This is a genomic window from Bradyrhizobium sp. USDA 3650 (assembly GCF_054057395.1).
On sequence record NZ_JBSRZG010000001.1, the window covers coordinates 1,740,498 to 1,754,666 of the forward strand.

The following is a 14,169-nucleotide window of genomic DNA, read 5'->3' on the forward strand; positions in this document are numbered from 1 at the left end:
CCCAAGAGGCCGCGTCTCCACGTCTCAGGCGCGCTTCCCGCCGATCGAGACAAACGCCATGAGACAGGGTTCGGGCAATGGGTTGCGCCAGCGATGGCGCGTTCCGTTTTGCACGATGCAATCACCCTGACGCAAATGGACCTTCTGTCCGTCGTCCAATTCCAGCGTCATCTCGCCGCGAACCACGACTCCGTAGTCTATGGTATCCGATGTGTGCATCCCTGGGGCGCCGCGCTCAAAATGGTCTCCCATGCCGGGGATCTTGTCCGACATTTCTCTAAGCCCACTCTCGAAAGTAACTCCGGGCGGCGGCTTCCAACCTTCCGGGCGCTTCGGCGGATACGAGATCAATCGAAAGATGGTCCCCTCAGGGCCTGGAAAGGCCTTCGTTCCTGCCGACATCGGATCCGGCTCCAGTCCGCTCAGTCCTGGCACTCCCTCAGTCATGTACAGCTCATAGAAAGTCAGTCCTGGATTGGCATCGATTTCCACCAGCTTTGGAGTCACCTCAAAAGACTTCAACACCGACTTGCCGGCTGCATCGCGGCCGGTCAATGCACGTCTTGGAGGTGGCAAATCACTGGAGTCTTTTGCTTCGGCGGGGTTTGACATCTCCCCCAACGCGCTACCGGCGGCGAAGACGGATAGCGCCTGCAGCAGGTGTCGCCGACCCCTGCCTTCGAACTGTTCGGAAGAAGGCTCCGCCTTGTCCGAAGGAGACTTTGCATTGTCCAGAGATTTGTTCTTGTGCTTTTGCCACAAGCGCCAAGGGAAGTGCCAAGGGAAGCTGCTCATCTGCGTTCTCCATGGTTACGTGCAATCGCACACCGCTCCAGCGGCACGACCTCGCAATGACAACGATATTGGCGAACATGCGTGGACGTAGAACGCAGATAGAAACCGTCGGAAAAAGCAAGTTGATGAAGACCGCTGGAGCAACGGCTGCCCGCCCCACCTGCCTTTCCGTCTTTCAATCTAGACGCGCAGATTTCAACCCGCTATTCGGCTTTGGTCGAGCATGGAGGTGTGTCGGTTTTCCCAAAACATCCGACCACCGTCGCACCGGCGAGCAACGCCTTGCCGACAGCATGGAGAGCCATCGAGGCCTTCTCAACTTCTGGAAGGGCCGTGCTGCGCGACCTCCCAGTGCGACGGTTCAGCCAACCGGTCCAGGGGTCCAATCGCCGCCGGCAAGCGGCCGGACTTTGACGTCAGGAATGACCCCACGCTCAAGGCTCGGATCGAAATGGCGCATGGTCCGCTCATTGAAGTCGATGATGCGGCCAGGCCTTAGCGGTCCCACATCATTTATCCTGACGATGACCTTCTTGCCGACGGCTTCGACGAGGGCGTATTTCGGCTTCGCGCCAAATTGGACCCCACCGAATTTCTTACGCAAGCTCGTCTTGATGGCAGCCGACCAGACCGAGGGATCATAGCGCTCGCCGGAAGCCGTCTTCGGGCCGCCCTCCTCTTTGCCCGGCTTGAACGGATTGTACATGGATGCCGCGCCAACGATCGCTTCCCCGGAAGCGGCATCGTCGACAGCGTTTGAGTGAACCCCACCAGCTTCACATCGGGCAATAGAAACCGAAACAGCAAGCGCAATCACGGCGCCGCAAATTGCGGCGCTCGAGCGGAACACCATTATATCTCCTGTGATTTTCGATCGTTTGGTTCCGATGCCGCAATTCGTTTTGCGGATCGAGCCAACCCCTGGCTCCGGAACCGTTTGTAGGAACCCCAACAGTTCCAGCACGTGTTTTACTTGTCGCCGTCTAAGACAGACATTGCGTCAACAGCATGACGACGAGAGCGACAGTGAAATAAGTGCGACGACATGATTCTCACAGCGCCACTAATCAAGACAATCCGTGCGCTCGCCTGCCTGACCGCCGTTTGATTCTCATCGGCGTTGTTTTTGCAGAAGCGATCGTCGCAGCGACGGAGGCCGCCACCTAGCGTGAGAAGCTTGCTTGCGCGACGTCGCAGTGGGAGTTTGCGATGTCCTCGCGCAGCAAGGCCCGCTGCCGAACGCGTTCATGGACAACGAACTGACGCACAGATCCGATCAGCTTGTCCACTCCGTCCTTGTCGGCGGACATGGGACAGAAATGCTGAACTTGTCTTCCTTCACTTGCCCGGCATCAGTCGCAACTGCTCACAGCATCTAACAAGCCTTAACGAGCCATTGGCCAGCTTCCGAGCCATGTTGCAGAGCCAGACGAAGGACTGCCCTGCTCCGCAGGCTCCGATCGCCTGAAGCCAGGAAGGTGTCCCATGCCGATGCCATACAATTCCGAGAACACCATCGACAGAAGCCGGCGCGCGCTTTTGAGCACCGCAGCGATTGGAATTGCAGCGGTGATTTCCACGAGCGTGTTTCCGCTGCGTGGAGCGGCGGCCGCGGGCGAAAGCACAATTCGCCCCTTCCACATTGCCGTGCCGGAGGAGGACCTTGTCGAGCTTCGGCGGCGCGTGTTGGCGACGCGATGGCCTGATCGCGAGACTGTTTCCGATCAGTCCCAAGGTATCCCGCTGGCGAAGCTCCAGCCCCTCGTCAACTATTGGGGGACGGCCTACGACTGGCGCAAGATCGAAGCGAGGATGAATCGACTTCCGCAGTTCATCACCAACATCGACGGCATCGATATTCACTTCATTCATGTCCGCTCCAAACATCCCAATGCCCTGCCTGTCGTCATAACCCATGGCTGGCCGGGATCGGTTTTCGAGCAGCTCAAGCTGATCGATCCACTCACCGATCCAACGGCCCATGCGGGGCGGCCTGAAGACGCGTTCGACGTCGTGATTCCCTCGATGCCCGGCTATGGCTTCTCCGGCAAACCGGTCGATACCGGTTGGGGTCCTGACCGCACGGCGCGCATCTGGGCAGAACTGATGAAGCGCCTGGGCTACACCCACTATGTCGCCCAGGGCGGCGACTGGGGCTCGCCGGTCTCGAGTGCAATGGCACGGCTGGCGCCGGCAGGTTTGCTCGGCATCCATATCAATTTGCCGGCGATCGTGCCGCCCGATATCGCCGCGATCCTCGCGGCCGGCGGGCCCGCCCCAGCAGACCTTTCCGCTAGCGAACGCGCAGCGTTCGATGCATTCAGTGCGGCGGGCAAGATGGGCAACCGGTCCTACGCGCTGATGATGGGAACGAGGCCGCAAACGATCGGCTACGGCTTGACGGATTCTCCCGCGGGCCTGGCGGCCTGGATGCTCGGACATCCCGGCTTCACGCATTGGAAATTCGACGACACCGACTCCGAAAAGTCCCGCGACGAGGTGCTGGACGACATCACGCTGTACTGGTTGACGAACAGCGCCACCTCCTCGGCGCGCCTTTACTGGGAATATAGCGGGCGCAGTCCCGCCCTTGCAGGTCCGGAGAAGACCGCGGAGATCTCGCTGCCGGTGGCCATCACGGTATTCCCGGGCGAGAGCTATCAAGCCCCGGAGACGTGGGCCCGTCGGGCCTATCGCAACCTGACCTACTTCCACGAGGTCGACAAAGGCGGTCATTTTGCTGCCTGGGAGCAGCCGGCGCTTTTCTCCGCCGAGCTGCGCGCCGCATTCAGGCCGCTTCGGCTCGCACATTTGGTCCAGTGACGGTGGTCAAGGACGCCGCCGGCAAGGGGTTCATGCCGCCTTGCTTGGCGCGGGAAAGAAGAAATAGGGCGGTTAGTGATGGCGTTGCTCAGCCCATCACCCCGCCGCGCTTGATCAGTTCCTTCCCCACCGCGGCCAGATGCACCTGGTCCGGCCCGTCGCCGATGCGGATGAAGCGGGCGTAGACATAGGCGCGCGCGAGGAAAGTATCCTGCGAGACGCCGGCGGCCCCGTGGATCTGGATGGCGCGGTCGATGACGCGGGCCGCCATGCTGGGCACCACGATCTTGGCGGCCGCGATCAGGTCGCGCGCGGCCTTGTTGCCTTCGCGGTCCATCCTGTCGGCGGCCTGCAGCGTGAGCAAGCGCGCCTGCGCGATCTCGCAGAACGAGTGCGCGATGTCCTCGCGCACCGAGCCCTGCTCGGCAAGCGGCTTGCCGAAGGCTGTGCGGGAGACCGCACGCTGGCACATCAATTCGAGCGCGCGCTGGGCGCAGCCGATCAGCCGCATGCAATGATGGATGCGGCCGGGACCAAGCCTGCCTTGCGCGATCTCGAAGCCGCGGCCCTCTCCCAGCAGGATGTTCTCGGCGGGCACGCGAACGTTCTCGTAGACAATCTCGGGATGGCCGACCGGCGCGTCGTCGTAGCCGTAAGTGAGCATGTCGCGGACGATGCGCACGCCGGGCGTCGCCTTCGGCACCAGGACCATGGATTGCTGGCGGTGGCGGTCGGGATCGTCGGGCGCCGTCTTGCCCATCACGATCAGGATCTCGCAATCCTCGTTCATCGCGCCGGAGGTGAACCATTTGCGGCCGTTGATGACGTAGTCGCCGCCGTCGCGTCTGATCTCGCATTGAATGTTGGTGGCATCGCTGGAGGCGACCTGCGGCTCCGTCATCGAGAAGCCGGAGCGGATGCGCCCCTCCAAAAGCGGCTTCAGCCAGCGCTCCTGCTGTGCCGGCGTGCCGTAATTGGCCAGCACCTCCATGTTGCCGACATCGGGCGCCGAGCAATTGAACACCTCCGGCGCCCAGAGGATGCGGCCCATGATCTCCTTCACCGGTGCATATTCGAGATTGCTGAGGCCCGGGCCGTGCTCGCCGGAGAGGAACAGGTTCCAGAGCCCCTGCTCGCGCGCGAGCCGCTTCAGGTCCTGAAGGACCTGCGGCGTCCTGTAGCGTGTCGCTTCCGGCTTGACCTGCTCGTAATAGAGCTCCTCGACCGGCTCGACATGCGTCCGCATGAAGCGACGGACCCGCTCCTGCAGCTCCAGCGAACGTTCGGAGTGGTGAAAGTCCATGGCGGTCTCCTCTGTTCACAACACCTGATGTCGTCATGCCCGGGCTTGTCCCGGGCATCCACGTTCTTTCGTGCCATGGGAAAGACGTGGATGGCCGGGACAAGCCCGGCCATGACGATGTGGAGACATCGGTGTCTCCAAAGCGGGCGCTCGCTTGCCCTCACGTGCCGCGCAGCAGCTCGCTCGCGACGATCCAGTCGTTACCGTTGAACTGGAGCATATAGCCGTCCTTGATCGGGCGGAAATCCTGCGGCGTGGTGTTGAGCGTGATGCCGGGCATCAGCAGCGACAGCGGCACGTTCTTCAAATTGGCCGCCTGCGCCATGATGTTCTCGCGCGTCAGATTGTCCTTGCACTGCTTCAGCAAGACCACCAGTGCCTCGGCGACGGTGTAGCCGTAGAGACCCGCGACGTTGTTGACGTCGGCATTGGGCAGGCGCTTCTTCATGAAGTCGATATAGGCCGTCATCGCCGGATCGTCCTTCGGCGCCTCGACGAACGGCTTGAGCGAGCCGAGCGAGAGCACGCCCTTGCCGGCATCGAGGCCGGCCGGCACCATCACGGTGGCCTTGTTGGCGCAGCCCGAGGCGAGGAAGCGCGTCGCCTGCCAGCCGACCTCATGCGCTTTCCGGATCGCCTGGGCGCAGGCGCGCGGCGTCACCGAATAGATCATGAAGACGTCGGCCTTGGTGTTGGCGAGCGTCAGCACCTGGGAATCGACGGTGGGGTCGGCGACCTCGAAGCTCGACGCCATCGCGATCGCCTTGTCGGCGTCGGCACCAAGCGCCTCCTTGACGCCGCGCAGATATTCCTTGCCGGCGTCGTCGTTCTGATAGAGCACCGCGAAGCGCGCATTCGGGTTCTTGGCGCGGGCATAGGCGACGTCGATGGCGGCCTCGCTGGTGTAGTTCGGCGCCCACGGCAGCGCCATCGACCAGGGCATGTTGGCGGGGTCGTTCCACTTCGAGGCCGAGCTGATCAGAAACAGCTGCGGCACCTTGTTGCTGTTGAGATATTTCGCGATCGCCGAGCTCGGCGCGGTGCCCATGGTCGCGAAGATGAAGGCGACGCCGTCGCCCTCGACCAACCGCCGCGCCGCTTCCATGGTCTTCGGCGGCGAAAAGGCGTCGTCGAGCGACAGGAGATTGAGCTTGCGGCCGTTGATCCCGCCCTTCTCGTTGACCTCGTCGAAATAGGCCGAGATCACCCTGCCGGTGATGCCGAGCGGCGAAGCGGGGCCGCTATAGGGCATGGTGTTGCCGATCTTGATCTCGGTGTCGCTGACGCCGGGACCGTAGGATTTTTGCGCGGAGACAGGCGTGGACAGGCAGGCAGCCAAGGCTGCAGCCAGGACCAAAGCGGCTTTCATGGTTTCTCCCCGGTGATAATCGCCGCGCGACTCGGAAGCCGCGACGTGCTGCTTTTTGCCAGCACGTCAGATCAGCGGAGTTCCACAAGGCGGTCTTGCGTCGAGTTGCTGATCAGCCGGTGCACAGTGGCCGTCGCGGGCAGCACCATTGACGCCAATCAAGTTCGGATGCGGCGCCTCAGCCGCGCGTCCGCTCCATCTCCAGCTCGGCCTTGAGATTGTCGAGATCCCGATAAATTGAAGCAATCGCAAGGATGCGGCCGCCCTTGCGATACTTCAGCAGGCAGTCCTTGCCGGAAATGCTGCCGTCGATCGCGATATCGTCAAAACTCTCGGCGTGGCCGACATAGTTGATCGGCACGTCATAGTGCTGCGACCAGAAGAACGGCACGGCCTCGAAACGCTCGCGCTTGCCGAGCATGTTGCGCGCCGCGGTCTGGCCCTGCCGCTCCGCCACCACCCAGTGCTCGACGCGGATGGTTTGCCGCGAATGCGGATCCGGCCAGCGCGCGATGTCGCCGGCCGCGAAGATGCCGGCTATGCTGGTCTCCAGATACTCGCTCACGCTGACGCCCCGGTCGGCCGCAAGCCCCGCCTGCTCGGCGAGCGCGAGGCGCGGTTTGACGCCGATGCCGACCACGACCAGTTCGGCTTCGATCACGCCGCCGCTCTTCAACGTGGCGCGCGTGCCGTCCAACTTTTCCACGGTGTTATCGAGATGGAAGTTGACGCCATTCTCCTCATGCAGGGCGCGCACGAAGTCGCCCATCTCGGGACCGAGCACCTTCTGCATCGGCCGTTCGTCCGGTGCGACCACGTGCACCTCGATCTTGCGTGCCCGCAAGGAGGCCGCAACTTCCAGGCCGATGAAGCTGGCGCCGATCACCAGTGCACGTTCGGCGCTGCCGGCCGCCTTGATGATGGCGCGGCTGTCGGCGACGGAGCGCAGCGTGTGGACATGAGGCTGGTCGGCACCCGGAATCTGCAATCTGACCGGCTCGGCGCCGGTCGCGAGCAACAGCCGGTCGAACGGCAGCCTGTCGCCATTGCCCAGCGTCACGCTGCGCGTCTTCGCCTCGATCGCGGCGACATTCGTGTTGAGCCTGAGGTCGATGCCGGCGCCCTGATAATAGTCCTCGCCCCGCAGCGGCAGCCAATCCTCCGGCGCGTTGCCCGCGAGGTAGTCCTTGGAGAGATTGGGCCGGTCCACCGGCATCGCGCTGTCATTGCTGAGCATGGTGATGGCGCCGGCAAAGCCCTCGCGACGGAGCGTCTGCGCCGCCGCGAAACCCGCCGCGCCGCCGCCGATGATGACGAATTTTTCCGGCGTTGGCGCTGTCCGGTGAGACACCGAAGGCTTCGGCACCTCGTGCTTGCGCTGGACGACGATCTTGTCCCGATCGCGCGAGACCTCCCACACTGCCAGCGCATTCAGCGCCGGCGGACGGGTCGCCTCGCCTGACCGCAAGGAGAAGCAGGCGTGATGCCAGGGACAGCGGATGGTGTCGCCCACCACCAGTCCTTCGACGAGCGGACCGTGATAGTGGCTGCAGGCGGGCTCGATCGCGAAGATCTCGCTGCCGGCCTGCACCAGCAGGACGTCTTCCTCGCCGACATGGCCGAGCAATTTGCCGTCCTTGAATTCGGCGAGCGTCACGCCTCGGCTCAAGTCGGGTCCGCTTGGCTTCTTGTCTTCGGTCATGGCGTTGCCTCCTTGAGCCGTCGCGGATCAATCGTCCGAATTGGCCAGCCCCAGCAGCTCCTGGCGCGTCAACGCATTGTCGCGGAACACGCCGAGCATGCGGCTGGTGACGAGATCGGTCCCGGGCTTGTGCGCGCCGCGCGTGGTCATGCAGTGATGCGTCGCCTTGATGATGACCCCGACACCTTCGGGCCTCAGCACATCGTTGATCGTGTTGGCGATCTGCGCGGTCATCTTCTCCTGGATCTGAAGCCGCTTGGCGTAGATGTCGACGAGACGCGCGAGCTTGGAGATGCCGACGACGCGCCCTTGCGGGATATAAGCCACCCAGGCGCGGCCGACGATCGGTGCCATGTGGTGCTCGCAATGGCTTTCGAAGCGAACACCGCGCAGGACGATCATCTCGTCATAGCCTTCGATCTCCTCAAAGGTCTTTTGCAGGATTTCGGTCGGATCCTGCGCATAGCCGGAGAAATACTCCTCGAAGGCGCGCGCGACCCGGTCCGGCGTGTCGCGCAGACCGTCGCGCGCGGGATCGTCGCCGGCCCAGCGGATCATGGTGCGGATCGCCTGCTCGACCTCCGCCCTCTCAGGCCGCTCGCTCGGCGCCTGCGCGACCGCGACACGTTCCAGCCTGCGCGTTTGCGTCTTCATCGAGAACCTCCCCTGCAACGAACCGCAGACAGAAGGCGGCCCACAGCTTGGACGGCTGCGATTGGAAAAGGTTCCCGGGATCAGGAAAAATTGGAAGCTGCGAGAGCGGCAAGACAGCGGGACGAGAAATCCGGCTCTATGCGGCCGCTTTCCGCACGTCGAGCACGGCTTGCGCCCATTCGGCCGGCCGCTCCTGCGGCAAATTGTGGCCGGCCCCTGCAAAGACGCGCCGCTCGAAAAAGCCCTCGAACTTGCCTGCATGGTGCGCGGTGCCGGAATTGACGCCGTCGCTGTCGCCGTCGATCGCGATGGTCGGCACCCGAACCGGCGGCTGGGCGGCGAGCTTCGCCTCGATCGCGGCATAGGCGGGATCGCCCGCGACCAGCGCGTAACGATGTCGGTAGGAGTGGATCACGACATCGACGAAATCGGGATTGTCGAACGACATGGCGCTGGTCTCGAACGTCGCGTCGTCGAAGGCCCATGTCGGCGACCACATCGACCAGAGCTGGCGCGCAAAACCGCGCCGGTTGCGCTCCAGAGCGCGGCGGCCGCGTTCGTTGTGGAAGAGATATTGATACCAGAGCGCCGCCTCCTCGGTTGGCGAAGCCGGCTCCATCGAACGCGCGATATTCTGGATGTTGTAGGAATTACCCGAGACGAGACCGATCACCCGCTCCGGATGCAGCACCGAGACCACGCAGGCCGCGCGCCCGCCCCAGTCGTAACCGCCGACCACCGCGCGCGAGATTCCAAGCGCATCCATGAAGGCCAGGAGATCGGCGCCAAGCGCCGCCTGCTCGCCGGAGCGCAACGTCGCAGCGGAGCGAAACCGCGTCGGCCCGTAGCCGCGCAGCCAGGGCACCAGCACGCGCGCGCCCGCTTGCGCCATGATCGGCGCAGTCTCGGCATAGGCGTTCACGTCGTAGGGAAAGCCGTGGCCCATGATGCAGGGCCAGCCGTCCGGCGCGCCGTATTCGCGATAGGCGATATCGAGGATATCGGTGGCGACAGTTTTTTGTTGCATTACGAGGCGAAGCTATTTTTGCGGCCCGGACAACGTGATCTCACGCTCGGCGCGGAACACGTTGCTGTAGAGGTTGGCGATCCACTGCCGACCGATCTCGGTCTTGTTGAGATAGCCGATCTCGGTCTGGATGTGCGGTGCGACGCTGTTCCAGTAGAACTGCGGATAGCGGTTCACGATGTCGGCCGGCGAATCGTAGCCGAGCTGGCGGTTCATGCCGACTTCTTCGAACTCGTAATAGAGCGCGTTAGCCTTGCGCAGATAGTTGGGATCGCCGAGTTGCCCGATGAAGTCGGCGGCGCGCAGGATCGAGGCGTCGTCGTCGTATTCCTGCCCTTCGCGGGCCGGGAAGCGGGTGCCCTCGATGGCGCGGGCGACGCGCTCACTGTCCACGCCCCGGATCTGCGGCAGCCGCCGCCGCACAAACAGTTTCGAGCGATCGACGTGATACATCATCAGGCTGGCATCCGAAGCGCCACGCGGCAGCGCCACCTTGGTGCCGGAATCATCGATGATGAAACCGTCTTCATCATCCTCCGGAAACAGACCGCGGACATAGCCGATGTCGTGCGCAAGGCATGCGATCAGGACGTTGATGTAGTCCTCAGCCGCAAGATGCGTGTGGAGATTACGTCCCATCAGGATCGCCTGAGCGGCCAGCGTCACCAACATCGTATGCTCGATGTTGTGATAGAGTGCGTCGCTGTTGCCGATGCATTCCATCGCCGTGCGGGCCGAGCCTTCCAGCACTCTGGCGTAGGACTCGTCGTACCGACGACGCATGAACGAGCCCAGCAACTTCTCCAGGGTCTCCGCCGCCAGTTTCGGTAACGTGATCATGGATGCAGCCCCGCTTGTCGGTGGTGTTCCACGCCAACTCCCGACGTCTCATTCATGTCCTCGACGCAAAGGCCAGCTTAGCCCATCTTGGGCCGACTGGCCAAACCCGGGAACGAAAATACGGAAATATGTTGCGGTTGTGCCCCGCGGTATCGCGGTTGCGGTGCCGGCCCGACACACCCGGGCTGGCGTCGCCGGGACGGCAAAAACGGCAATCATTCCACCAGCAGCACGTCGACGGCGACGTCGAGCTTCTGCTTCGGCGAGCCGACAATGATGCCGTCGACCGGCGAAACGTCGGAAAAGTCGCGGCCGACCGCGAGCACGATATGGTCGCCGGCGACCATAAGATCGTTGGTCGGATCGAAATCGACCCAGCCAAGCTCCTCCCCGCACCACAGCGACACCCAGGCATGGGTGGCATCGGCGCCCTGCAGGCGCGGCTGGCCCGCCGGCGGAATGGTGCGCAAATATCCGCTGACATAGGCCGCGGGTAGGCCCAGCCCGCGCAAGCCCGCAATCATCACATGGGCAAAATCCTGACAGACGCCATGTCGCTTGACGAAGACCTCTGTTGAGCGGCGTCGAGATTACCGTCGCCTTCGGGTCGTAGCGAAATTCGGTGCCGATGCGATGCATCAGATCGACCGCCCCGGCGAGGATCCCCGCGCCGGCCGCGAAGCTTTCCGCGGCATAGGCGCTGACGGGTCCCAGCACCGGCACCAGCGGGCTCGCAAAGACATAGCCGACCGGCGAGGACGGCCCGAGGCTCGTCGCCTCGAAGGCGATGTCGCGAATGCTCTCCCAGCCCGGACTGGCAGCGGCGCGCGCCGGCGGCTGGCGCGACACCTTCACGCGCGAGCGGGAATCGATGCGCAGAGTGCGATGCGCGGCCTCGATCACCACGCTCTCGGTCAGGGTGCCGAAGAAATCGCGCCGGACGCTACGCTCCGCGGGGCGCGGACGAATCTCGACCTTGTGCGAGATCAGCTCCTGGCCATGGCCGCTCCTCGGCTCCAGCCGCAGCGTGCAGCGGGCGAAGCTGACCGGGCTCTCGTATTCGTAGGTGGTGACGTGACGGATATCGTAGATCACGCCAGCCCCGTCAACTTTTCCGGCCGGCTGGCATTGGGGCCGTGCGGGAAGTAGTGCTGCCCGACCGCCTCGGCGAGGCTGAGCAGATCCTGCTCCAGGGCGAACAGCGTCTTGACCTCGATCCTCTCGGCCTCCGCGGTCGCGAGCATCGCCTGCAGCGCGACCGCAAGCCGCTGCGGCTTCTCGATGAGGCCGTGCTCCTTCAGGCTCGGCAGCGCGGCGATATGCTCGTTCAGCGCCGTCACCTGGAACGCCACCGAACGCGGATTGTAGCTGTCGAGCACGGCGAGGTCGCGCACCGGCGCCAGGATCGGCGCCAGCAGATAACGCGAGCGGTAGGTGATCTGGCAATCCACCAGCGTCAGCAGAATATCGAGATCCTCGTCGCCGGCCTCGTCATAGGCAAACTGCCGGGCAAAACGCGTGGTGTTGATGGCGCGCTCGGTGCGGCGGCCGATATCGAGGAAGCGCCAGCCGGCGGCGCGGTTCATGTTCTCATGCGCAAGGCCGGCAAAGCTCGCGAGCTCCTGCAAGGTCAGCTCGGCAGCGCTCAGCACGCTGTCGTCGTCCTCGACCTCGACGGCTAGCCGCTCGACCATTTCGGTGATGACTTGCCAAGCATCGGGCGACAGCCGCTCGCGCAAGGAGGTCGCCGTGCGCTGGGCCGCGCGGACCAGCGACAGTGCCGAGCCGAAACGCTCCGGGCTCTGCAGCGCTTCGGCGACGATGCGGCCGGGCGCCGCCCGCGAGGTCTGCGAGATCGCGCCCCAGGTCACCAGCAGGCGCTGGATACGCTCGGCCGATTGCAGCGAGGCGGCGGTGCCCTTGTTGGGCCCGCTCGGCGAGCCCAGCGCCCGCACCAGCCGCAGCGTCGCCTCGGCGCGTTCGAGATAGCGGCCGAGCCAGAACAGATTGTCGGCGGCGCGACTCGGCAGCACGCCAGCGATACGGCGGATGCGCACCTTGTCGACCGCCGGCAGCAGCGTCGCGGTCGAGACCTGCTTGTCCGAGACCACCCAGACATCGGCGGAGCGCGCGCCGTCGCCCATCGACACCGCGCGCGCATCCGGCTGCTCGGCGATCCGGCAGAAGCCGCCGGGCATGATGGCCCAGCCGTCGGGCGTCGCGGCTGCGAACACGCGCAGCACGAAGGGACGGGGCGTGATCTGCCCCTGCTCCCATACCGGCATGGTCGAGAGCCGCACCACCTCCTGGCCGACATAGTCCATGCCGCGCGCAGCGATCGCGTCGCTCAGGCGCCGGCGGCCGGCGGCATCGAGCTCGCTCGCCAGCACCGGACCGTTGCTGTCGAAACCGGGGACGCCGCGCCGATAGGCGCCTTCGATCGCAACCTCGTCGAGCCGCGACAACACCTCGTCGCGCGCCGAACGCTGGCCGCACCACCAGGTCGCGATGTGCGGCATCTTCAGCTCTTCACCGAGCAGGCGGCGGCTGAGCGCCGGCAGGAAGCCGAGCATCGCGCGCGCCTCCAGCACGCCCGAGCCCGGCATGTTGGCGACGACGACGCCGTCCTTGCGCAGCACGTCGATCAGGCCGGGGACGCCGAGCCGCGAGGAGGCATCGAGCTCGAGCGGGTCGAGCGAATTGGAATCGACGCGGCGCAGCAGCACGTCGAGGCGCTTGAGGCCCGCAACCGTGCGGATGTGGATATGGTTGTCGCTGACGGCGAGATCGTCACCCTCGACCAGCAGGAAGCCGAGATAGCGCGCCAGCGTCGCGTGCTCGAAATAGGTCTCGCTGAAACTGCCCGGCGTGAGCACGCCGATTCGCGGCTCGTCGCGGTCGGCGCGCGCGCGAAGACTGTCGCGAAACGCCTCGAAGAACGGCGCGACGCGCGGCACGTTCATCGATTTGTAGAGATCGGAGAAGGCGCGCGAGAGCACCAGGCGGTTCTCCAGCGCATAGCCCGCACCCGACGGCGCCTGCGTGCGGTCGCCGAGCACCCACCAGCGGCCGTCAGGCCCCCGGCCGACATCGGCGGCATAGAGCGAGAGATAGCGCCCGCCCGGCGGCGGCACGCCGCAGACCGGACGGAGATATTCTGGGCTGCCGGCAATCGCGGCCGCAGGCAACGCGCCTTCGGCGACGAGGCGGCCCTCGCCATAGATGTCGCGCAGCACGAGTTCGAGCAGCTCGGCGCGCTGGGTGATGCCGTCGGACAGCTGCTTCCAGTCAGCCTCGTCGATCAGCAGCGGCAGATGGCTGATCGACCAGGGCCGGTCGGCGCTCTCGCCGGGCGCGCGATAGGTGACGCCGGCCTCGCGGAGATGACGGTCGGCCATGCCGAACCGCCGCTCGACCTCGTCGGGCGCGAGCGCGCCGAAGGCATCGAAGAAGCGGCTCCAGACCGCGCGGGGCTTGCCGTCCGGGCCGAGAAACTCGTCGGGGATGCCGGGCAGGCGCCTGTAGTCGCGGACCCATTGCGCGAAACGGCGCTGGCCTTCGCGCTGACCTTGGCGTTGACCTTGCGCCTTACCTGCCTTGTCGTCCTCTTCGGCTGCGCCCTCGGCCATGCGCCTCTCCCTGCCCCCGCATCATAC

General features: G+C 64.6%; 10 protein-coding genes and 1 pseudogene. 1 reads left to right on the forward strand and 10 read right to left on the reverse strand.

Annotated elements, in window-relative coordinates:
- Window positions 1–24: 24 nt before the first annotated feature.
- Window positions 25–795: a cupin domain-containing protein gene (locus tag ACVIN2_RS08340; RefSeq protein ID WP_456765230.1), complete on the reverse strand. Its 771-nt coding sequence runs from the start codon at window positions 793–795 to the stop codon at window positions 25–27.
- A gap of 361 nt (window positions 796–1,156) precedes the next feature.
- Complete coding sequence (locus ACVIN2_RS08345; protein WP_456765231.1) at window positions 1,157–1,648, reverse strand: septal ring lytic transglycosylase RlpA family protein; 492 nt, start codon at window positions 1,646–1,648, stop codon at window positions 1,157–1,159.
- A 632-nt stretch (window positions 1,649–2,280) separates the two neighbouring features.
- Between ACVIN2_RS08345 and ACVIN2_RS08350 the strand changes: the two genes are divergently transcribed.
- A complete protein-coding gene (locus ACVIN2_RS08350) occupies window positions 2,281–3,618 on the forward strand; it encodes an epoxide hydrolase family protein (protein ID WP_456765232.1) in 1,338 nt (445 codons plus the stop codon).
- A gap of 88 nt (window positions 3,619–3,706) precedes the next feature.
- Here ACVIN2_RS08350 and ACVIN2_RS08355 read toward each other — a convergent pair whose 3' ends face one another.
- The 8 genes and pseudogenes from ACVIN2_RS08355 to ACVIN2_RS08390 form a co-directional block, all read right to left on the reverse strand.
- Window positions 3,707–4,921: an acyl-CoA dehydrogenase family protein gene (locus tag ACVIN2_RS08355; protein WP_456765233.1), complete on the reverse strand. Its 1,215-nt coding sequence runs from the start codon at window positions 4,919–4,921 to the stop codon at window positions 3,707–3,709.
- A gap of 160 nt (window positions 4,922–5,081) precedes the next feature.
- A complete protein-coding gene (locus ACVIN2_RS08360) occupies window positions 5,082–6,290 on the reverse strand; it encodes an ABC transporter substrate-binding protein (RefSeq protein WP_247288685.1) in 1,209 nt (402 codons plus the stop codon).
- A gap of 178 nt (window positions 6,291–6,468) precedes the next feature.
- Window positions 6,469–7,992: an FAD-dependent oxidoreductase gene (locus ACVIN2_RS08365; protein WP_456765234.1), complete on the reverse strand. Its 1,524-nt coding sequence runs from the start codon at window positions 7,990–7,992 to the stop codon at window positions 6,469–6,471.
- Window positions 7,993–8,019: 27 nt separating this feature from the next.
- Window positions 8,020–8,646 (reverse strand): GTP cyclohydrolase I FolE, encoded by a 627-nt coding sequence (folE, locus tag ACVIN2_RS08370; protein ID WP_018456940.1) that lies wholly within the window; start codon window positions 8,644–8,646, stop codon window positions 8,020–8,022.
- 136 nt (window positions 8,647–8,782) lie between these two features.
- Window positions 8,783–9,673 (reverse strand): alpha/beta fold hydrolase, encoded by an 891-nt coding sequence (locus ACVIN2_RS08375; RefSeq protein ID WP_456765235.1) that lies wholly within the window; start codon window positions 9,671–9,673, stop codon window positions 8,783–8,785.
- A 12-nt stretch (window positions 9,674–9,685) separates the two neighbouring features.
- Window positions 9,686–10,513, reverse strand: coding sequence for a metal-dependent phosphohydrolase (locus ACVIN2_RS08380; RefSeq protein WP_456765236.1), 828 nt, complete (start codon window positions 10,511–10,513; stop codon window positions 9,686–9,688).
- A gap of 215 nt (window positions 10,514–10,728) precedes the next feature.
- A pseudogene (locus ACVIN2_RS08385) lies at window positions 10,729–11,608 on the reverse strand (transglutaminase family protein).
- On the reverse strand, window positions 11,605–14,142 hold the full coding sequence (locus tag ACVIN2_RS08390; protein WP_456765237.1) for a circularly permuted type 2 ATP-grasp protein: 2,538 nt from the start codon (window positions 14,140–14,142) through the stop codon (window positions 11,605–11,607). Before ACVIN2_RS08390 ends, ACVIN2_RS08385 begins: the two are co-directional and overlap by 4 nt.
- Window positions 14,143–14,169 lie beyond the last annotated feature (27 nt).